This is a genomic window from Bacillus sp. FSL M8-0049, from assembly GCF_038593355.1.
GTDB classification, from domain to species: domain Bacteria; phylum Bacillota; class Bacilli; order Bacillales; family Bacillaceae; genus Bacillus; species Bacillus safensis.
Genome location: NZ_CP151986.1, coordinates 723,197 through 743,389 on the forward strand (window position 1 = coordinate 723,197; position 20,193 = coordinate 743,389).

General features: G+C 44.0%; 17 protein-coding genes. 12 read left to right on the top strand and 5 right to left on the bottom strand.

From position 1 onward, the window contains the following. Nucleotides 1–21 precede the first annotated feature (21 nt). Entirely contained in the window at nt 22–918 is an 897-nt protein-coding gene (gene folE2, locus NSU13_RS03605; RefSeq protein ID WP_081124078.1) for a GTP cyclohydrolase FolE2, read from the bottom strand. 143 nt (nt 919–1,061) lie between these two features. On the opposite strand from folE2, the gene NSU13_RS03610 reads away from it, so the two are divergent. Both NSU13_RS03610 and NSU13_RS03615 read left to right on the top strand, forming a co-directional pair. Then, on the top strand, nt 1,062–1,487 hold the full coding sequence (locus NSU13_RS03610) for a MerR family transcriptional regulator (RefSeq protein ID WP_024424586.1): 426 nt from the start codon (nt 1,062–1,064) through the stop codon (nt 1,485–1,487). A 56-nt stretch (nt 1,488–1,543) separates the two neighbouring features. Next, a complete protein-coding gene (locus tag NSU13_RS03615) occupies nt 1,544–2,734 on the top strand; it encodes an MFS transporter (RefSeq protein ID WP_041116148.1) in 1,191 nt (396 codons plus the stop codon). 47 nt (nt 2,735–2,781) lie between these two features. Here NSU13_RS03615 and NSU13_RS03620 read toward each other — a convergent pair whose 3' ends face one another. Then, nucleotides 2,782–4,335, bottom strand: coding sequence for an ABC-F family ATP-binding cassette domain-containing protein (locus NSU13_RS03620; protein ID WP_024426645.1), 1,554 nt, complete (start codon nt 4,333–4,335; stop codon nt 2,782–2,784). Nucleotides 4,336–4,487: 152 nt separating this feature from the next. Here NSU13_RS03620 and NSU13_RS03625 point away from each other — a divergent pair, with 152 nt between their 5' ends. Next, a complete protein-coding gene (locus NSU13_RS03625; RefSeq protein ID WP_342489859.1) occupies nt 4,488–5,630 on the top strand; it encodes a DEAD/DEAH box helicase in 1,143 nt (380 codons plus the stop codon). A 34-nt stretch (nt 5,631–5,664) separates the two neighbouring features. Here the strand turns inward: NSU13_RS03625 and NSU13_RS03630 are convergent, their stop codons facing one another. Next, nucleotides 5,665–6,669 (bottom strand): NADP-dependent oxidoreductase, encoded by a 1,005-nt coding sequence (locus tag NSU13_RS03630; RefSeq protein WP_342489860.1) that lies wholly within the window; start codon nt 6,667–6,669, stop codon nt 5,665–5,667. A gap of 121 nt (nt 6,670–6,790) precedes the next feature. Further along, nucleotides 6,791–7,168 carry a YfmB family protein gene (locus NSU13_RS03635; RefSeq protein WP_342489861.1) on the bottom strand — a complete coding sequence of 126 codons (378 nt, stop codon included), beginning with the start codon at nt 7,166–7,168 and terminating at the stop codon, nt 6,791–6,793. A 221-nt stretch (nt 7,169–7,389) separates the two neighbouring features. Here NSU13_RS03635 and NSU13_RS03640 point away from each other — a divergent pair, with 221 nt between their 5' ends. After that, entirely contained in the window at nt 7,390–7,737 is a 348-nt protein-coding gene (locus NSU13_RS03640; RefSeq protein ID WP_034282732.1) for a general stress protein, read from the top strand. A gap of 957 nt (nt 7,738–8,694) precedes the next feature. Continuing rightward, complete coding sequence (locus NSU13_RS03645; RefSeq protein WP_024424594.1) at nt 8,695–9,351, top strand: methyltransferase domain-containing protein; 657 nt, start codon at nt 8,695–8,697, stop codon at nt 9,349–9,351. A gap of 35 nt (nt 9,352–9,386) precedes the next feature. Here the strand turns inward: NSU13_RS03645 and NSU13_RS03650 are convergent, their stop codons facing one another. After that, entirely contained in the window at nt 9,387–9,512 is a 126-nt protein-coding gene (locus tag NSU13_RS03650; RefSeq protein ID WP_254968622.1) for a hypothetical protein, read from the bottom strand. A gap of 119 nt (nt 9,513–9,631) precedes the next feature. On the opposite strand from NSU13_RS03650, the gene NSU13_RS03655 reads away from it, so the two are divergent. The 7 genes from NSU13_RS03655 to NSU13_RS03685 all read left to right on the top strand — a co-directional run bounded on the left by NSU13_RS03655 (nt 9,632) and on the right by NSU13_RS03685 (nt 20,190). Continuing rightward, nucleotides 9,632–10,357, top strand: coding sequence for a GTP cyclohydrolase II (locus NSU13_RS03655; RefSeq protein WP_024426639.1), 726 nt, complete (start codon nt 9,632–9,634; stop codon nt 10,355–10,357). 32 nt (nt 10,358–10,389) lie between these two features. Further along, nucleotides 10,390–11,193 (top strand): SUMF1/EgtB/PvdO family nonheme iron enzyme, encoded by an 804-nt coding sequence (locus tag NSU13_RS03660; protein WP_024424597.1) that lies wholly within the window; start codon nt 10,390–10,392, stop codon nt 11,191–11,193. Nucleotides 11,194–11,197: 4 nt separating this feature from the next. After that, on the top strand, nt 11,198–12,955 hold the full coding sequence (locus tag NSU13_RS03665) for a WD40 repeat domain-containing protein (RefSeq protein WP_024426638.1): 1,758 nt from the start codon (nt 11,198–11,200) through the stop codon (nt 12,953–12,955). A gap of 283 nt (nt 12,956–13,238) precedes the next feature. Next, complete coding sequence (ribD, locus tag NSU13_RS03670; RefSeq protein WP_342489862.1) at nt 13,239–14,321, top strand: bifunctional diaminohydroxyphosphoribosylaminopyrimidine deaminase/5-amino-6-(5-phosphoribosylamino)uracil reductase RibD; 1,083 nt, start codon at nt 13,239–13,241, stop codon at nt 14,319–14,321. Between the two features lie 112 nt (nt 14,322–14,433). Beyond that, a complete protein-coding gene (locus tag NSU13_RS03675; protein ID WP_342489863.1) occupies nt 14,434–17,754 on the top strand; it encodes an exosporium glycoprotein BclB-related protein in 3,321 nt (1,106 codons plus the stop codon). A 141-nt stretch (nt 17,755–17,895) separates the two neighbouring features. Further along, the gene (locus NSU13_RS03680) at nt 17,896–19,491 is read left to right on the top strand and encodes a sensor histidine kinase (RefSeq protein WP_342489864.1); all 1,596 of its coding nucleotides are present in this window, start codon (nt 17,896–17,898) and stop codon (nt 19,489–19,491) included. Nucleotides 19,492–19,494: 3 nt separating this feature from the next. Next, the gene (locus tag NSU13_RS03685) at nt 19,495–20,190 is read left to right on the top strand and encodes a response regulator (RefSeq protein WP_025092679.1); all 696 of its coding nucleotides are present in this window, start codon (nt 19,495–19,497) and stop codon (nt 20,188–20,190) included. Nucleotides 20,191–20,193 lie beyond the last annotated feature (3 nt).

Here is a 20,193-nt window from a genome sequence, read left to right on the forward strand (position 1 = left end):
TAAAAAACCTGTAGAATCGCTCTACAGGTTTTTTTGATAGGAGCATTTGGCATACGCATCATGCTGGTGGATGGATTCCTCATTACGGCACTCGATTTGAAAGCTTTTAATCCATGGCTGCTCATATAATTCGATGGCAATTAATCTTGTGATATCTTCTACAAAGCGCGGATTTTCATAAGCCTCTTCCGTCACTTTCTTTTCATCAGGTCTTTTGAGCACGGGATAAAGCGGTGCGCTCGCATTGGACTCGATGATATGTAAAAGAGCGGCCTTGATGTCGTCAGGATGCGATGCTTGTTCAAATAACCCTACTTGAATGGAAACAGATCCGCGCTGATTATGTGCACCATATTCACTGATTTCTTTGGAACAAGGACATAATGTCGTGACCTGTGCATCGCAGCCAACGTGACAGGTCCATCCGTCCTTTTCATGAAAATGGACGTCATATTGGACGGTCGCATGCATCAAGCCTGACTGACCGGTGACTGGGCTCTGTTTTTCCATGTACCATGGAAAGGCAACTTGAATGGAAGCAGAGGGCTGATCCATTTTCCGGGCGAGCGCTGCCGTCCATTCTTTTAGGGCATTCACATTAAGCGGCTTGCTGCTCTCATAAAACGAGTGCAGCTGTTCAGTGAGCCGGCTCATATGAATGCCTTTTTGATGAGCTGGCAGGGAAGTACTCAGTGTAAATTCAGCTGTAGTTGTCTGGCGATGTGGTGCTGTTTTAGATACGATATGCACCGGATAGGACATGCGGCAGATCCCGACTTGTTCAAGATGAAAATAAAAGTTTTGCTCTGTTTTTTGAATGTCCGTCATGTCCTCTTTTTGCCAAGGCTTTGTGCCAAGACTTGGCGGTACAGATCCGAATAGCTGATGCCGTTCTTCTTTAGATGGAAATGAGCGCATATAGTACCTCCTTTAAATCGTAATTATTCCTATTTATTTTGCGATAAAACACGAAGGAAATCAAGGGTTAAAACTTTGACGTTTACGTTAAGGTTATAAAGGTGTATAATAAAACATGAATTGATGAGCAGGAGGCACTGGTGATGGAATGGATGAAAATTGATCAAGTGGCGAAAAGAAGCGGACTGACAAAACGGACGATTCGTTTCTATGAAGAGATTGGTTTATTATCAGCACCAAAGCGGACAGAGGGCGGAGTCAGACTTTACTCAGAGGACGACATGGAAGAGCTAGAGAAAGTGATGCAGGCAAAAGAGGTACTCGGCTTTTCTTTACAGGAGCTTCAATCGTTTATGGAAATCGGAAAGCAGCTAGAGCTGAATAAAGAAGGCTACTTGCTGTCGCTTGATCCGAAGGAACGATTAGAGAAGCTGTTAGATATTGAGGCGCAGCTGACTGTGCAGCATCAATTGATTTCAAAAAAGCTTGAAACCATTCAATCCTTTAAAAAGGATCTTGAAGCGATGAAAGAAAGAGCGGCTCATGCAATTGAGCAATTACAAAAATAAACACCTCTGCGTGTTTATTTTATTTTGTCAACATTTGAAGGAAAGGTTCTGATGGAATGAAGGAAGAAGAAGTGTTGAAACAGCGTACAAGTCTGCTTAGGCAGCCAAAAGCCGTTTGGGCTGTTGCCTTTGCATGTGTGATTTCGTTTATGGGAATAGGACTCGTTGACCCGATCCTGCCAGCCATTGCATCGCAATTACACGCATCTCCAAGCCAGGTGTCTCTTTTATTTACAAGCTACTTACTTGTGACCGGCTTTGTGATGTTTTTTACCGGTTTTATTTCTAGCCGGATTGGTGCGAAATGGACGTTATTAGTAGGACTCATTTTTATTATTGTTTTTTCTGCTTTAGGAGGTACTTCTTCAACGATTAATGAATTAATTGGCTTTAGAGGCGGATGGGGCATCGGGAATGCTTTATTTATTTCAACTGCACTCTCTGTCATTGTCGGTGTGTCTGTTGGAGGAAGTGCGAAGGCCATTATTTTATACGAGGCAGCACTAGGTCTTGGGATATCGGTTGGACCGCTGCTTGGCGGTGAGCTTGGAACAATTTCTTGGCGCGGGCCTTTCTTTGGCGTTGCCGTGTTAATGCTTATCGCTCTTTTAGCGATTACCTTTATGCTTCCACCTATGCAAAAGCCGCAGAAAAAAGTGAAATTATTTGAGGCTGTCGGGGCGTTAAAATATAAAGGGCTTTTAACGATGGCATCTGCCGCTTTCTTATATAATTTTGGTTTCTTTGTGCTTTTAGCGTATTCACCATTTGTGCTCCATCTTGATGAGCATGGACTTGGTTATGTCTTTTTTGGTTGGGGGCTATTTTTGGCTGTGACCTCCGTCTTCTCCGCGCCGGTCATTCATCGTAAACTTGGGACATTGACCTCGCTGGTGGTTTTGTTTGCTTCGTTTGCTGTGATTTTATTCGGCATTGGAATATGGACGTCTCATATTGTGGTCGTGATCTGCGGAATTGTCATTGCTGGGGGAATTCTCGGTATGATCAATACGGTGCTCACGACAGCTGTGATGGGGTCAGCACCGGTTGAACGTTCAATTGCTTCATCCTCTTACAGTGCTGTACGATTTATTGGGGGCGCGATCGCTCCTTGGATTGCCGGAGTTCTCGCTGAATCCTATACAGCAAGTACACCTTACTATGTCGGGGCTGGTGTTGTTCTTCTAGGCATGATTATTCTGCTCCTTGGACGTAAGCATTTGGTGAATATCCAAGCAGGTCATTAATTAGAAAAAAGCCTTATATCTGCAAAAGATATAAGGCTTTTTTGTCGTTATAATACTTTTGTCGTCCAAGATTCGCAATTCCAAGTTTCAGTTGCCACATCTTGATAAAATTCAGGCTCGTGAGAAATCAATAAGACGCTACCTTTATATTCTTTTAAGGCGCGTTTTAGTTCTTCTTTTGCATCGACATCTAAATGGTTTGTCGGCTCATCGAGAACAAGTAAGTTGGTTTCTTCGTTGATCAGCTTACAAAGACGGACCTTTGCTTTTTCTCCTCCGCTTAATACAGACACACGGCTTTCAATATGTTTTGTCGTTAATCCGCATTTTGCAAGAGCGGCTCTGACTTCATATTGCGTGTAAGAAGGGAAGGTGCTCCATACTTCTTCAATACAAGTATTGCTGTTTTGCTCTTTTACTTCTTGCTCAAAGTAGCCAATATGCAAGAATTCTCCACGTTCCACCTCACCAGAAATAGGTGTGATTTCCCCAAGAAGACTTCGGAGCAGCGTCGTTTTTCCGATACCGTTAGCACCGTACAGCGCAATTTTTTGCCCGCGTTCCATTTTCAAATTCAATGGGCGGGAGAGCGGTTCATCATAACCAATGACCAAATCTTTCGTTTCAAAAATCAGTTTCCCAGACGTACGTGCCGGTTTAAAGTGGAATTCTGGTTTTGGCTTTTCTGCTGCCAGTTCAATCATATCCATCTTATCCAATTTCTTTTGACGGGACATCGCCATATTTCTTGTGCTGACACGTGCTTTGTTTCTTGCGACAAAATCCTTTAGTTCAGCCACTTCCTGCTGCTGTCTTTTATAGGCTGCTTCAAGCTGCTGCTTTTTGACTTCGTACACTTGTTTAAATTGATCATAATCACCAACATAGCGCGTGAGCTCTTGATTTTCAACATGATAAATCAAGTTAATAACACTGTTTAAAAACGGAATATCATGTGAAATGAGGATAAACGCATTTTCATATTCCTGTAAATAACGCTTCAGCCACTCAATATGCTGCTCATCCAAATAGTTGGTCGGCTCATCGAGAAGGAGAATTTCTGGCTTCTCTAACAGCAATTTTGCTAGCAGGACCTTCGTACGCTGACCGCCGCTGAGCTCCGTCACATCACGGTCCAGTCCAAGATCCGTTAAGCCAAGACCTCTTGCAATCTCCTCGACCTTAGAATCAATGATATAGAAATCATTGTTTGTCAGTGCGTCCTGAATGACGCCAACTTCCTCTAACAGCTTTTCCAGCTCATCAGGATCGGCTTCACCCATTTTGCCATAAATGTCATTCATCGCGGCTTCCATGGAGAATAAATAATGGAATGCATCCTGAAGGACTTCACGGATCGTTCTGCCCTTTTCTAGCACGGTATGCTGATCAAGGTAGCCGACACGGACATTTTTCGCCCATTCGACTTTTCCTGCATCTGGCTCCAGCTTGCCAGTAATAATATTCATAAACGTTGACTTTCCTTCACCGTTGGCGCCGATTAAGCCGACATGCTCGCCTTTTAATAAACGGAAGGACACTTCGTGGAAAATGGCTCTGTCGCCAAAGCCATGACTTAAATCTTTAACAGATAATATCATTTTTTACACCTCAAATAGATTCAAAACGGCTAGTGCCTCTCATGATTATATCGAACTGTCCGGCTCGATAAAAGCATCAAAAGAAAAATTGCGTTTCAAAGCTGATTTTGAGATACTAAAGGATAGATTGAATGAGGATAAAGGAGATCGACATGACGGAAAATTGGGCATTTTTGAAAGAAGCAAAGCCATTTATTCAGGAAAACTTTCAAGCGGCTGGCTTCGAAAAACCAACAGCTATACAAGAAAAAACAGCAGAGTGGATTACGGAGAAGCGTGATGTGATCGCAGAATCGCCAACTGGAACGGGGAAGACACTTGCGTATGTTCTGCCGCTTTTAAATAAAATTGATGTCAATATTAAGCATCCGCAAGTCTTAATCTTGGCACCTTCAAGAGAGCTTGTGATGCAAATCTTTGATGTCGTGCAAGAGTTTAAACAAGGATCAGACATCAAAGCGGTCTCCTTGATTGGTGGAGCGAACATCAAGAAGCAGCAAGAAAAACTAAAGAAACATCCGAATATCGTTGTGGCGACACCTGGCCGAGTACAAGAATTAATCAAAATCAAGAAACTGAAAATGCATGAAGTCAAAACGATTGTATTAGACGAAGCAGATCAGCTTCTTGTGCCAGAGCATTTGAAAACGATCCAAGGGATCATTAAGTCCACATTAAAAGAAAGACAAATCCTTTGTTTTTCTGCAACGTTGAAAGAAGAAACCGTTCAGCTGATCAAAGAAATGACATCTGAACCAGAAGTATTGAAAATTGCTAGAAGCGAGGAAGAAGCGCAGAAAGTGGGTCACTATTATCTGTTATGTGATCAGCGTGACAAAGTGAAACTGCTGCAAAAGCTATCACGGCTTGAGGACATGCAGGCGCTCGTTTTTGTGCGTGACATTACGAACTTAAGCATTTATGCAGAGAAATTAGCGTACCATCATGTCGACCTTGGTGTCCTTCATAGTGAAGCAAAAAAAGCTGAACGTGCTGTGATCTTGAAATCATTTGAACAGCGTGAATTCCCGCTCCTCCTTGCAACAGATATTGCAGCAAGAGGAATCGATATTGATGATCTGCCATATGTGATTCATGCAGATATGCCAAATGAAGAGGGCTACATCCACCGTTCAGGCAGAACCGGACGAGCAGGAAAAGAAGGCGCAGTCATCAGTCTTGTCACACCTCAAGAGCAATCAATGCTGAAAAAAATGGCGAAAAAGCTGAATCTTTCGCTTGAAGAAATTGTGTATAAGCAAGGCCAGCTGCACCTTGCGCCCAAGCAGGCATAAGAAAAGGACCCTCCACATGGAGGGTCCTTTTTTGTTATGAAATTTTGACAAGCTGTTTTCCGACATTTTCTCCTTTGAATAGTCCAAGGAATGCGTCAGGAATATTGTCAAAGCCTTCTATGATTGTTTCTTTATATGTGAGTTTGTCTTCTTTTACCCATTGTGCGAGATCCTTCGCTGCCTCTCCAAAACGATCTGAATAGTTGGCAACGATGAAGCCTTGCATCAATGCGCTTGTTTTGATGAGTTTTGTTTGCACACGCGGTCCGATGTCCTCGCTTGCGCTAATATTATAAGAAGAAATGGCGCCGCACACTGGAATGCGTGCAAAACGGTTTAAATGATTCATCACCGCATCTGAAATCTCGCCGCCTACATTGTCAAAATACACATCAACGCCGTTAGGGCAGGCTTTTGCAATAGCATCATCTAAATCATTTGTTGTTTTATAATTAATCGTTTCATCAAAGCCCAATTCTTTTAAATAAGCGAGTTTATCGTCAGATCCGGCAATTCCCACGACGTGTGCGCCTTTGATCTTAGCGATTTGTCCCACAACAGAACCAACGGCACCTGCTGCTCCAGAAATGACAACCGTCTCGCCTTCTTTTGGCTGGCCAATCGCAAGCAGGCCGAAGTAAGCGGTTTGCCCTGGCATGCCCAAAATCCCTAAATAATAGGACAATGGCGCAATGGACGGATCAATTTTAGTCAGAGATTCAGCTTTGGCAGTGGAGTATTCTTGCCATCCAAGGAATCCAAGGACAAAATCACCCTTTTCAAATTGAGACGATTTCGACTCAACGACTTCTCCGACAACACCGCCCTGAATCACTTCATTTAGCTTGAACGGAGGTGTATAGGATTTTGTATCCTGCATTCGCCCTCTCATATAAGGATCTACAGAAACATATTTCGTTTGAATCAAGACCTCCCCTTCTTGCGGCACAGGTATATCGACTGTTTCAAAATGAAAAACATCTTTTGTAGGTAATCCTTTAGGACGTTTAGCTAATTGAATTTGCTTTTGTTGACTCATGTCAAATCCTCCCTTTCACTTACAGCCTAGATTTACATTAACATGATGCTTCTTTTCGTTCAAAACATACGGTCTTTTTAAAACACATACAAAAAAGCAGCCGCCATCTTATCGAAGGGGACTACTTTTTCTGAAAAGATACAGAGAGGAGCGGCGGGAGACAGCCAAACAGCTGATACACATCCGCATCACGTTCTTTTAACAAATATTCGTTTGCATTTTGCATGGAGGCTTTCATCATATCGCGCGTCACAAAAGCAAAAAGGATATTCAAGTATGAGGACAACATGTCTTGTGGATCTTGTTCAATTGACTCAATATCTCCAATGTTAATAATGATGGAAAAGAGATAATCAATTGAGATGTGAAAGTGCTGTTCGGCAAACAATGTAAGCGGCTTTGTATTTGCTTCTTCAGGATTCCACTTTTGAAAAAGCTGTTTCACCAAATCACTGACAACCCAAGCATTAAACTGCTGCTCCGCTGAAAAGTAATACATCAGCTCTCCCTCATTTCTAGCCTCCAGTATAAGAATTGTACAACAAATCAATAGGATTGAACATGATAATTCAGAAAATTTAGTCACTTTTACAGGATTTTTGTCAAAAATAAGTCGATAGACATGGTACGTCTTTCAAGAAAATTGGATGTGCTCGTGGAAGGTTTAATGTCAAAAGTGACGGGTAAAAGATTCGTAAGACGTTAAAGGAGGAATATAAAATGAAACCTGTTGTAAGAGAGTATTCAAATGATGAAACACTTCAAAAAGATGTAGAGCAATTAAAGGCACTCGGTGTTGCAAGAGAGGACATTTATGTTCTGTCCCATGACGATGATCGAACAGAGCGTATTGCAAATAATGCAGATGCCAATACGATTGGCTCAAGAGAAGTTGGACTCAAACATGCGGTTGGAAACATCTTTAGTAAAAAGGGTGATGAGCTCCGCAATAAAATTCATGAAATTGGTTTCTCAAAAGAAGAAGCTGAGACATTTGAAGAACATTTAGACGAAGGGAAAGTCCTTCTCTTTGTCACAGATCATGAAAAAGTGAAAAACTGGGCGTAAACGCCAACCGAAAAAGCCTCTTACTTTTGTAAGGGGCTTTTTTTCATGCTTCCATGTCTGAAAGAGAGACATATATCTTTTTTACGATAATAAGTAAATACAGAAGTATGGAATAAATAGTAAACTCTCTAATTGAAAATGCCGTTATACCAATGAAAATCATGGAGAATCAAAAAAAATAGTCGAAATATCACAAAAAACCATTCGGGAAATAATCATTGTATCTTTCTATTTTGATTTAAAATTAAATAAAAAACTTGTGTAATTTAGTAGATAAATTTCTTAGTTCTATTGGTTTAAGTTGTATTTTTGTGTAGAAATAAGTGTTTTAAGGTCAAAAAACCACGAAAATTACCTGTATTTTCAATTAGAAAATTCATTTTAATGTTTAGGAAATAATTTGTTGACAAAATAAACTAAAAACAATATATTTGGCTTAATCCAGTCATTATGGAATTAGTTGTTAAATTTCTGGCGGGTTTATTCGAAGCATAATCTAGTGAAAGGGGGTGGCAAGAACCAAAGCGTAAGCGCCTCTTAGATACAAAAATGTCTACTAGAACAGAACAAATCGTCGTTTACTTGAAGAAAAAATGATCGCCATTCTAAACAGTAGATTCATCTTTCTACTAAAAGCATAGTGTAAGAGATTGAAAAAGACGTTAAGTCCTTATAAAAAAGAGAAAGCGGTTTCAATAAGAAATGTGAGTTGATCGAACGGTAAAGGAGGTGAACTCATATGAAAAAAAGAGAGAACAAGCTGAGGCGGTGCGGCCTTCGAACGGCTGCATATGAGGATGAATGCTGAAAAAGAAGAGTGAACATGTGGGGTGCTTCTCTTCTTTTTCAGAAAAACAGATTTTCCTAAAAAATCCATCTTTCATTTTAACATAAGGTTTTTGGCTTGAAAACCACCTTTGCCCGAAAAGAAGATTGTGAATTGAAGGAGGTTTCATGATGAAAAAGGCTTTGTACCATGAAGACAGTGGATTGTATTTAGAAAAGATGCGCATGGCATTCCAAGAGCATTATGAGCAAAGAACAGATATGTGGTCTACTGATCCATCCTTAACAGACGCAGCAGTGATGTCATTAAAGGCATGGCGTTCAAGGGAAAAGAATGCACTTGCTTCTGTGCTGGATATCGGGTGCGGCAACGGCCGTGCACTAGAACATTTAAGCGGGCTTTCCGCATATGTCGGTATCGACCTGTATGAGCATGAGGAGTGGGAAGGATTACAGAAAAGAGAAACAGTTCCTGTCCATTTTGTTCATCAAGATTTTATGTCATGGTCCATGGATCAGGGACGCGGGATGCAGTTTGATTTAATTTTAGATCATGGCTGCTTTCATCATCAACATCCTGATGATCATGAACGTTATTTAAAACAGGTCTCTTCTTTACTTCATGAAGGCGGTGTCTTTTCACTTGTTGTCTGGGGAGAACAGTGGAAAACAGGATTAATCGGAGAAGATGGCCGTTTCCATTTTTCATTTTCAGATTCTCAGCTTGGCGAAAAAATTTGTACATCAGGTCTTGAGCTTGTATCCATATCACCGTTACAAGCGAAGGCTGGAATAAGCCAGCATCATGTCATTGCCGTCAAAATCTAGTACAAAGGTGAGTGATTCAAAGCTAGCAGAGGAGTTCATGGGAAGAAAGAGCGTCTGCCAATCAAGAGCGTTTGCTGCTCTGACAGAAAATAAAGCATATGAACCAAAATTTCTGCTCCTTTGTACTGGAAAAGGACAAGGTCTAAAACGATGAGAGACATCGCACATCCATTTCCTTCTGCGGGAGCACACAAGCTGAGGGGTGCGTACACATATTCATCACTCCATCACTGCGCTATGGGAGTCGATTTGGGTGCAGTGATGAATAGGGGGGAGACTAATGAACAAGTTTGTAGATGAATTACAATCAATGATTCATCATTTTACCTTTCAAGATAAACACTATTTGCTCGTGGGGCCTGTGAATTTGCCAATTTCCATTCAACATGAAGAAGTGCCATTTAAGTGGTATGCCTTCGCGCCTGTTGAACGGGATACAAAACCAACGATCGAATCGATTGTCCAAATGAGTACCGCGCAGCAAACCTTTTCCTCTTGTCTCTTATTTGGCGACTTTGAAAATGAACGGCCGCCGCTTGTGCGAATCCATAGTGTCTGCCAAACAGGAGATGTGTTTGGGTCACTGAAATGTGATTGTGGTCCACAGCTTGCATTATCGCTGAAGAAAATCACCGATTACGGAAAAGGCATGCTTGTGTATATGGCCAATCAAGAAGGTCGGTCTATTGGGCTGATGGCAAAAGCGTTGACGTATAAATTACAGGAGATGCAGCTGGATACTTTTGAAGCCAACCGCCTGATCGGCTGCGGGGATGATGATCGGCATTACGAGGAAGCAGCAGCTGTTTTGCACTATTTAAACAAAGGAAAACCATTGCATTTACTAACGAACAATCCAGATAAAGTCGATTCTATTGCAGCTTTCGGTCTTCCTGTTTTGCGGTTTGATCATACGGTCGAAGCCTCTCTCTACAATGAAGCCTATTTAAAGGCAAAAGCAGCCTCAGGGCATATGGTCGATGAGAAGAAATTAATTAATCAATAGACGAGTTTATTGAAAGAAGGCGGGAGAAAAGCGTGAAACCTGATATCAATTGGATTCAAATCCCAAGCGGCTATGCAACGATTGGAAGTAATGAAGAAGATATGAAAAAGGCAGCAGAATTCTGGAAGGACAAGCTGCTCAATCCAACCTACGGCCGTGAGAAAAAATTTCAAAAATGGCTGTACAAAGAATTTCCGTCCTATCAGCCGTATATCAACGAATTTTTTATCTCAGATACGGTCGTCAGCAATGAACTGTATCAAAGCTATTGTGATGAAACAGGCCAGACATACCCGGAGAGTTTAACGAACGAAGAGCTTGGCGGGGGAAAAGATCATCCAGCTTGGGGCATGGACATTGAGGATGCCTTCTCGTTCTGTCAGTGGCTGAGCGGGAAACTTGGGATTGATGTTTCGATTCCTACTGAAGAAGAATGGGAGTATGCTGCCCGGGGAAACACGAGAAATCAATACCCGTGGGGAGATGAGTTTGATCCTTCTTACTGCAATACGCACGAATCAAATATTGAAAAAACGACGCCTGTCCGTCATTACGAAAAGGGCCGATCCTTATTTGGTCTTTATGATATGGGAGGAAACGTCGAGGAATGGGTCAACACCAAATATCACGTTTATGAAGGCGGCATCGAGGTCGTCGATGATTTAACGGAAACACTCGGAAGTGACTACTACATTTTAAAAGGCGGCTCTTTCGCAAGAGGCGGAGATTTATGCAGAGTCGCAAGAAGACACGGGAAGCACCCAGATCCTGTTTTTCGATTTACTGGTTTTCGTTTAGTGACTCGTCAAAAACAACATATAAAGGTGGGAGTGTAAAACTATGCATAGAGGACCAATTACATCTGTTTTATCAACTCAGCACGACCAAATTGTTTACACTGGCGGCTATGACCGCTGTATTTATCAGTGGAACCGGGCGACGGGAGAAGGAACGTTTATTGGCAGTCACGAGCATATCATTAACTCTTTATCTCTTTCTGAAAACGGAAAGTATTTAGCAAGTGCATCGTCAGACTATACCATTCAATTGTATGATACAGGCACACATACCCGAATCCGCACGTTGTTTGGTCATGCAGATGATGTAGAAGCCGTCGCTTTTGCGAAGCAGGATACTTTACTTGTATCCGTGTCCAGAGATAGAAGATGCTTAGTCTGGGATATCGAAACGGGCGCTATTTTAAGAGAATTCCATGGCCATAGCAAAGATGTATTAGCTGTATGGATACATGGTGATAAAGCTTATACAACAGGTGATGATGGATATGTCCTTGTATGGCTGTATGAAACCGGAGAAATTGTAGGGGAAATCGGCCCGTTTGATTATGAGCTCGATACAATCAGCGGCAGCAATCAAAAAGAAGTATTCGCACTTGGCAGAGATGATGGCACTGTTATTATTTACGATGCAGCTACTTTACAGGAGAAGAAAATCATCAAAGCCCATTTACAGGGCGTCAAGCGCGTGAATTTTTCTCCAAGCGGCAATTACTTGCTGACAGCAGGCTACGACCATTTAATTAAGCTGTGGAATTATGAAACAGGTGATTTAGTCGATACACTGCTGCCTCATAAATATCAGTGGGAGCGCTCACTTGTCTGGACAGAGGATGAGAAGTCAATACTAGGGGCCAGCTTTGGAAAAACATATTGTGAATGGTCGATCGAAAAGGGCAAAGTCATATCAGATGAGATCGAAATGGCGACACCATCTATCAATGATATTGCGCTGACTGATGCGGGTGATATTATTACCGCATCAGATGATGGGAAATTCAGAAAAAATGGGATTGAAATCGCCAAATCGACGGGCGTTTTAACAAATGGAGTAGCTGTTGCACGGGATGGAAGCTATTATGCGTGGGGAGATCATGCAAGTCAGGTGCATATTGTTCATGAGTCATTAAAGCAAATGGTTTCGTTTGATCTTAACACAGGTCCGGTCAACAGCGTGTATTTTCACGAGGAGGATCGTCAATTTTATATTGGAACTTATGGCGGTTATGTCCATGTCATTTCGACAGAACACTTAAAGGAAATCGGCCGTTCCAAAGCACACGATTGTGCAGTTAAAGCATTAAAGGTAGAAGGAGATCTTATCATCACAGCAGCAGTTGAAGGAACCATCTGTCTTTTAGATAAAAAGAGTTTGTCCTTAAAAGCGGAATACATTGGTGCGACAGAGCTGTTAAATGATGTCTTTATTGATAGTAAACGAGACCGTATCGCCATTGTCAGCCGCGACAAGAATGTGAGATTGTTTGATTTGCATACAGGAAGAATTTTAGACCAGCATAACGAACACCAGTATTCGATTAAATCGGTCACAGTCACAGACTCAGGCTATATTGTAAGCGGTGATTATTGGGGCTATATCGTTGTGTGGAATCCAGAGCTGGATGTCAACACCGGCCCAATTAGAATTGCCCAAAATGGGATTAGTGCCATCAGACAATTAGGCAATGATGTATACGCAAGCTCATATGACGGCGGGATTTATCACGTTCGAGAAGATGGGACGCATACCGAAGTACTACGCTTATTTGAACAATTTCCGAAAGAAGTAATCTCTCATTAAGAAAAAGAATGTAAGCGGGGGATTCTCATGATAAGTGTTTGCAAGGAACATATGAAAAAAGGTCTGTCTGTACTCAATTGTCCGCATGTGCTCCTCATTAATAAATATGAATGTCGCAAATGCTGTTTTTGTAAACAACGAGCATCTTATAAACTTTTTTATTCCTTGCCTTACTATGATCGATCTGAAAAGAAACGGATGGAAAAAATATAGCACATGAGAATAGAACTCCTTCATTCCCTGAAGGAGTTCTTTCCCTTGAAAGAGAGGAAAGGAGACTTACATGAAAGACGATGTTTTTTATATGAAGCTAGCGATTGCCAACGCAAAGGCCATGAAAGGACAAACCTCGCCAAATCCGCTTGTCGGGGCAGTGGTAGTCAAAAAAGGTGAGATCGTTGGAATTGGTGCTCACATGAAGGCGGGCGAGCCGCATGCTGAAATTCATGCGCTGCAAATGGCAGGAGAAAAGGCGAAGGGGGCTCATATGTATGTGACGCTCGAACCTTGTTCGCATCATGGAAAAACAGGCCCTTGCTCAGAAGCCATTATAAAGAGCGGGGTGAAACGTGTGATCATTGCCACTGGGGACCCCAATCCACTTGTAGCAGGTAAAGGGGTCACGATGTTGAAACAAGCAGGGATAGAAGTAGAAGAAGGGATATGTAAGCGGGAAGCGGACAGCTTAAATCTTCCTTTTTTTCATTCGATACAATCAGACCTTCCTTATGTCATATTAAAAACAGCCATTTCGTTAGATGGGAAAATTGCAACAGCTCATCAAGAAAGCAAATGGATTACAGGGACAGAAGCGAGGAATGAAGTGCAGCAATTACGTCAAGAAGCAGATGCTGTGATAACAGGCGTTGAAACCATTATTCAAGATGATGCAGGTCTTATTGTAAAAGATTCATTCGTGACACAGCCCATTCGTGTCATTTTAGATTCCACCTTAAGGATTCCGCTTCATGCGAAATGTTTAAATGATCATATGGCAGAAACCATCATTTGTACCTCAAACAAGTATGATCAAAAAAAATACCATCAACTGGTGCAAAAAGGACATCAAGTATTTGTCACAAGCGGAGAAAATCGGACAGATCTTCATGCGGTGTTACGTATGCTGAAAAGGCGCTCTGTGATGTCGGTGCTTGTAGAGGCGGGAGGGAGTGTGAGCGCATCCTTTTTAGAAGCGTCACTTGTGAACGAAGTCATTATTTATATGGCACCATTATTAATTGGAGGGAAAGATGCACCTACTTTCTTTGAAGGAGAAGGTACGAAATCATTAAAAGAAGCCATCCGGCCGGTAGATATGGATTATAGTATGGTAGGAAAAGATTTAAAAATGACGATGAGACTTTAATGAAAGAAGGACCTTGTGCATAAAGTGCAAGGTCTTTTGATTATTTTAAAAAAATAAAAGTGTACATACACCTTTCCCAGTCATGATGAATACGATGGATGGGGGTGATTCCATGAAAAGATGTAGGCAATGTGGTAAGACATATCCAACTCATTCGACAGACCACTACCAAAAAGGAAGCTGGTATGATGCGTATAAGGATGATGGCTGGGAATGTGATAGTTGTAAAAAAGGGATATCAGAAAAGCCAAGGAAACCAGTGAAAAATCCTTGCTGCGGAAAAGATCCTTGTGTTTGTGTGATTCAAGGTCCGCCAGGCGGGAGAGGAAGAAGAGGCCCAGCAGGTCCAGCGGGTGCAGCGGGTCCGGCAGGCCCAGCAGGTCCAGCAGGTCCAGCAGGTCCAATCGGTCCAACAGGCGTAGGTTTAACAGGCATCTTGGCATTTGATCCAGCAGTAGCACCAACCTACCCAGTAGGGCAAGTGGTGACATACGATGGCAGTACGTACGTCGTCAATTCAGTACCGCCATTAGGTACACCGGATACGTCGGCAGATTATACATTATTAGCTGCAGCGGGGGAAACAGGTACAGGGCCAACAGGTGTCACAGGAGATCCAGGTCCAACTGGAGCCACAGGAGCCACCGGCGTGGGTTTAACTGGGGTTGTACCGTATGATGCTGCAGCAGCACCAGAATATCCATTGGGGCAAGTGGTGACATATGAAGGTGGAACGTATCTTGTGAATACAGCATCACCAACAGGTACACCAGATACATCATCAGATTATACGCTATTAGCCGCTGTAGGCGCGACTGGCGTTACAGGCGCTACCGGTACGGGTGCAACAGGAGAAATTGGTCCAACCGGAGCAACCGGCGTCACGGGTGCAACAGGAGAAATTGGTCCAACCGGAGCAACCGGTGTCACAGGAGCAACTGGTGATACGGGAGCAACAGGAGCAACCGGAGCCACAGGGATTACAGGAGCGACGGGAGTAGGTCTAGCCGGCGTCACAGCGTTTGATCCAGCGGCAGCGCCGACATATCCAGTAGGTCAAGTGGTGACATATGAAGGAGGAACTTACCTCGTCAATACGGCGCCGCCAACAGGTACACCTGATACGTCACCAGATTATACGTTATTGGCCGCTGCAGGAGCGACTGGCGTTACGGGTGCAACCGGTACAGGAGTCACGGGTTCCACCGGCGCAACAGGAGTGACAGGACCAAGCGGGGAAGTTGGCCCAACCGGAGCTACCGGCGTCACTGGAGTTACGGGAGAAATTGGCCCAACCGGAGCCACTGGCACAGGAGCAACAGGAGCAACAGGGATCACAGGCGCGACAGGAGAAACTGGTGCAACGGGCGTCACAGGACCAACTGGTGCAACTGGGATAACTGGTGATACAGGGGCAACAGGAGTGACCGGAGCGACAGGTGTCGGTTTATCTGGAGTTGCAGCGTTTGATCCAGCAGTAGCGCCAACCTATCCAGTAGGTCAAGTAGTGACATATGAAGGAGGAACATATCTGGTCAATACAGCGCCGCCAACAGGCACACCGGATACTTCTCCAGACTATACGTTATTAGCAGCCGCAGGCGCGACAGGTGTCACGGGAGCGACAGGAGCAACTGGGGTAACCGGTGATACAGGAGCGACCGGAGCAACGGGCGTCACAGGACCAACTGGTGCAACTGGGATAACTGGTGATACAGGGGCAACAGGAGTAACCGGTGTAGGATTAACTGGTATTCTGACATTTGACCCAGCAACAGCGCCAACCTATCCAGTAGGTCAAGTGGTGACATATGAAGGTGGAACCTATGTTGTGAATACAGCGCCGCCAACAGGCACACCGGATACTTCTCCAGACTATACGTTATTAGCAGCCGCAGGCGCGACAGGTGTCACGGGAGCGACAGGAGCAACTGGGGTAACCGGTGATACAGGAGCGACCGGAGCAACGGGCGTCACAGGAGCCACCGGGGTAACAGGAGATACGGGTGTAACCGGCGTCACAGGCCCAACTGGAGCAACTGGGATAACTGGTGATACAGGGGCAACAGGAGTAACCGGTGTAGGATTAACTGGTATTCTGACATTTGACCCAGCAACAGCGCCAACCTATCCAGTAGGTCAAGTGGTGACATATGAAGGTGGAACCTATGTTGTGAATACAGCGCCGCCAACAGGCACACCGGATACTTCTTCAGACTATACGTTATTAGCAGCCGCAGGCGCGACAGGTGTCACGGGAGCGACAGGAGCAACTGGGGTAACCGGTGATACAGGAGCGACCGGAGCAACGGGCGTCACAGGAGCCACCGGAGCAACTGGGGCAACGGGTGATACAGGAGCAACGGGCGTCACGGGTACAGGAGCAACGGGCGTCACAGGAGCCACCGGGGTAACAGGAGATACGGGTGCAACTGGAGTAACCGGAGCAACTGGGGTAACGGGTGATACAGGTGCGACTGGAGTCACAGGAGCTACAGGTCTCACCGGAGCTACAGGAGTGACCGGTGCAACTGGATTAACTGGAGTAACCGGAGCGACAGGAGTAACAGGAGCCACGGGAGTGACCGGCACAACTGGATTAACTGGAGTAACCGGAGCGACCGGTGTCACAGGAGCCACAGGCTTAACCGGAGCAACTGGAGTAACCGGAGCCACGGGAGCCACAGGTTTAACCGGAGCGACAGGAGTAACAGGAGCCACGGGAGCCACAGGTTTAACCGGAGCAACCGGAGCAACTGGATTAACAGGAGCCACAGGTTTAACCGGAGCAACTGGATTAACTGGAGTCACCGGAGCTACAGGTCTCACCGGCGCCACCGGAGTAACCGGTGCAACAGGCGCCACGGGAGTCACAGGTACAGGTGCAACAGGCGCCACCGGTCCAACAGGAGTGACAGGATCGAGTGCGATCATTCCGTTTGCTTCAGGTACACCTGCTGTCCTGACAACAATTGCAGGCGGTCTCGTTGGAACATCCAGCTTGATCGGATTTGGTAACTCAGCGACAGGTGTCAGTATTTTAGGCGGAGTGATTGATTTAACCGGCGCTGCAGGCACTTTACTCAACATGGCGTTCTCAGTTCCTAGAGCCGGAACAATCACATCATTTGCCGGCTATTTCAGTACGACAGCTGCTCTTTCTTTGCTGGGCACAAGTATTACGGTCACAGCTAGTTTGTTTGCTTCACCAACACCAAATAACAGTTTCACTCAAGTAGCGAGTGTCACTTTAGCACCAGCTTTAACCGGTGTTTTAACGCTGGGTGCAATTGCAAATGGTATTGCGACTGGTCTAAATGTACCAGTCACACCTGAAACACGATTGCTTGTTGTATTCTCCGCATCAGCTACAGGTCTTTCCTTAGTAAATACCGTAGCTGGCTATGCGAGTGCGGGTTTATCAATCACGTAATAGGCATATAGGGACGACTCGATGCCTGAGTCGTCTTTTTTGTTTGAAAGAATTTTCTCTTAACTTAGTAAGAAAAAATGATATCATTTTCTTAGAGTCTATTCGGGTGAATCTACTGAATTAGGGGTTGTAGCGGTGAGGATGGGCAAAAGGAAAGTCACTTTACAAACGAAAATTTTGGGATTAATTATCGGGCTTTTGCTTGTTGTCATTGCATTATTAACCATTTGTTTTGGTTTTTTGCAGACATCAGAAAGGCAGGCACAAGCTGAACAGCTGGCGGTGCAGACCGCTAGAACGATATCATATATGCCGCCCATTAAAGCATCGGTGGCTCTATCAGCGTCCCAAAATGAAGAACAGGCAGTGCTTGAGCAAATGAAGGAGCAAGTAAGAGCTCATGCTATCTTCATTACCAATCGAAAAGGAAAGGTCCTTGTTCATACGAATCATGAGGACGTAGGAAAAACCATCAGTGTATCGGAAGGAAGAAGTACTCTCTTATTTGGAGGAACCTCCATATCAACTGATGATTCTAATGGTGAAACCGTTGTCAGAGGCAGTGCACCCATTATGAAAGAAACAGAGGGGCATGAAGAAATTATCGGCACAGTCACCGTCGAATTTTTAAAAAAGGAAATTGATCAAGCGACAGCTCATCAGCTATTGAAGCTTAGCTATATTGCGCTTCTTGTGCTTTTGCCGGGCATATTCGGTGCAATTTTTTTAACGAAGAGTATTCGCAAAGATACATTAGGGCTTGAGCCGCATGAAATTGCTTCGTTGTATCGAGAAAGAGAGGCGATGCTGCTCGCTATAAAAGAAGGGATTATTGCGTTTGACCAGAAAGGCGCGATTACGATGATGAATACATCAGCTGAGCACATGCTGCGCGTCTCATCAAAGCTGCCCCTTCATATTGATGAAGTCTTGCCAAATGCCAAACTTCTTCTCTATTTAAAGGCAGAGACGATTGAACCTAACATCGAAACCGTCGTCAATGATAAAACCTATGTCTTAAATGTGAAAAAAGTAATGCAGGATCATCGAGTATTCGGAGGGATTGTGAGCTTCAGAGAGAAAACAGAGCTGACGAAGCTGCTGGATACATTAACAGAGGTCAGCCAATATTCAGAAGACCTAAGGGCCCAAACGCACGAATTCTCAAATAAGCTGTACGCCATTTTAGGCCTGCTTGAGCTGAAGCAAGTCGATGAAGCCATCGACTTAATTAAAGAAGAATATCATCTGCAAAACCGTCAGCACGATTTACTCATGAAGCAGATTCGGTCTCCTAAAATACAAGCCATCTTACTTGGCAAGTTAGGGAAAGCATCTGAGAAGAAAGTCCAATTTCACATTGATGAAAATAGCTCACTTGAGCCGCTCCCAGCTCATTTAAGTTTATCTCACTTTATCACCATCATTGGCAATCTCGTAGACAATGCTTTTGAAGCTGTATTAAATAAGGAGAAGCGTGAGGTAGACCTGTTCATCACAGATATTGGGTTTGATATTATCATAGAAGTGTCAGATTCAGGTGATGGGGTGAATGAAGAAGAACTGTCACAGATTTTCACAAGAGGCCATTCGTCAAAGGGAGAAGGACGAGGCTATGGGCTTGCGAATGTGAAAGAAGTATTGGACGAGCTTGGGGGTTGGATTGAAGTTGCGAACCAAAAAGAAGGCGGTGCCATCTTCACTGTATACATACCGAAAGGCACAAAGGGGGAATAGATGGTGATTAAGGTACTCATTGCGGAGGATGATTTTCGAATCGCTGCCATTCATGAATCTTATATTCAAAAGATAGAAGGATTTAAGGTCGCTGGAAAGGCAAAGAGTGCAAAAGATATGTGGGAGGCGCTCCAGAGGGAACAAGTTGATCTCATTTTGCTTGATGTGTATATGCCTGATGAGCTCGGCACAAACCTGCTGCCGCTTTTAAGAGAACGCTGTCCTGAAGTAGATGTGATCATTATCACGGCTGCAACGGAAACGACGCTTTTAAGAGATGCGCTTCATTACGGAGTGGTTCATTATTTAATCAAACCGGTGACCGCACAAAAGTTTGCACAAGTTTTAACCGAATATAAAGAGAAGAAAGACATCATCAATTCAAAGGATGAAGTCAATCAAACGATGATCGATCTGTTTTTTGGACAGATGCAGGAAGAGCCAAAACAAAGGGATGACAGAGATCTTCCCACAGGCATCAATTCACTGACCTTGGATAAAGTGAAAACATTGATGGCATCAGAGAATAGCGGAATTACAGCAGAAGAACTCGGGGAAAAGATGGGCGCATCACGTACAACTGCGAGACGGTATGTAGAGTATCTCGTGACAACAGGGGAATGCCGGGCAGAGCTTGCATACGGAATCATTGGCAGACCTGAACGTAAATATTACCCTGCCAAACAAGCGGAGTCATAAAAG

What these genes read in the sequence shown, in the direction of transcription:
- ribD (WP_342489862.1), top strand. Translation starts at nt 13,239, where the DNA reads ATGAAAGACGATGTTTTTTATATGAAGCTAGCGATTGCCAACGCAAAG.
- NSU13_RS03650 (WP_254968622.1), bottom strand. Translation starts at nt 9,512, where the DNA reads ATGTCTCTCATCGTTTTAGACCTTGTCCTTTTCCAGTACAAAGGAGCA.
- NSU13_RS03655 (WP_024426639.1), top strand. Translation starts at nt 9,632, where the DNA reads ATGAACAAGTTTGTAGATGAATTACAATCAATGATTCATCATTTTACC.
- NSU13_RS03680 (WP_342489864.1), top strand. Translation starts at nt 17,896, where the DNA reads ATGGGCAAAAGGAAAGTCACTTTACAAACGAAAATTTTGGGATTAATT.
- NSU13_RS03625 (WP_342489859.1), top strand. Translation starts at nt 4,488, where the DNA reads ATGACGGAAAATTGGGCATTTTTGAAAGAAGCAAAGCCATTTATTCAG.
- NSU13_RS03630 (WP_342489860.1), bottom strand. Translation starts at nt 6,669, where the DNA reads ATGAGTCAACAAAAGCAAATTCAATTAGCTAAACGTCCTAAAGGATTA.
- NSU13_RS03610 (WP_024424586.1), top strand. Translation starts at nt 1,062, where the DNA reads ATGGAATGGATGAAAATTGATCAAGTGGCGAAAAGAAGCGGACTGACA.
- NSU13_RS03635 (WP_342489861.1), bottom strand. Translation starts at nt 7,168, where the DNA reads ATGTATTACTTTTCAGCGGAGCAGCAGTTTAATGCTTGGGTTGTCAGT.
- NSU13_RS03645 (WP_024424594.1), top strand. Translation starts at nt 8,695, where the DNA reads ATGAAAAAGGCTTTGTACCATGAAGACAGTGGATTGTATTTAGAAAAG.
- NSU13_RS03615 (WP_041116148.1), top strand. Translation starts at nt 1,544, where the DNA reads ATGAAGGAAGAAGAAGTGTTGAAACAGCGTACAAGTCTGCTTAGGCAG.
- NSU13_RS03620 (WP_024426645.1), bottom strand. Translation starts at nt 4,335, where the DNA reads ATGATATTATCTGTTAAAGATTTAAGTCATGGCTTTGGCGACAGAGCC.
- NSU13_RS03675 (WP_342489863.1), top strand. Translation starts at nt 14,434, where the DNA reads ATGAAAAGATGTAGGCAATGTGGTAAGACATATCCAACTCATTCGACA.
- folE2 (WP_081124078.1), bottom strand. Translation starts at nt 918, where the DNA reads ATGCGCTCATTTCCATCTAAAGAAGAACGGCATCAGCTATTCGGATCT.
- NSU13_RS03665 (WP_024426638.1), top strand. Translation starts at nt 11,198, where the DNA reads ATGCATAGAGGACCAATTACATCTGTTTTATCAACTCAGCACGACCAA.
- NSU13_RS03640 (WP_034282732.1), top strand. Translation starts at nt 7,390, where the DNA reads ATGAAACCTGTTGTAAGAGAGTATTCAAATGATGAAACACTTCAAAAA.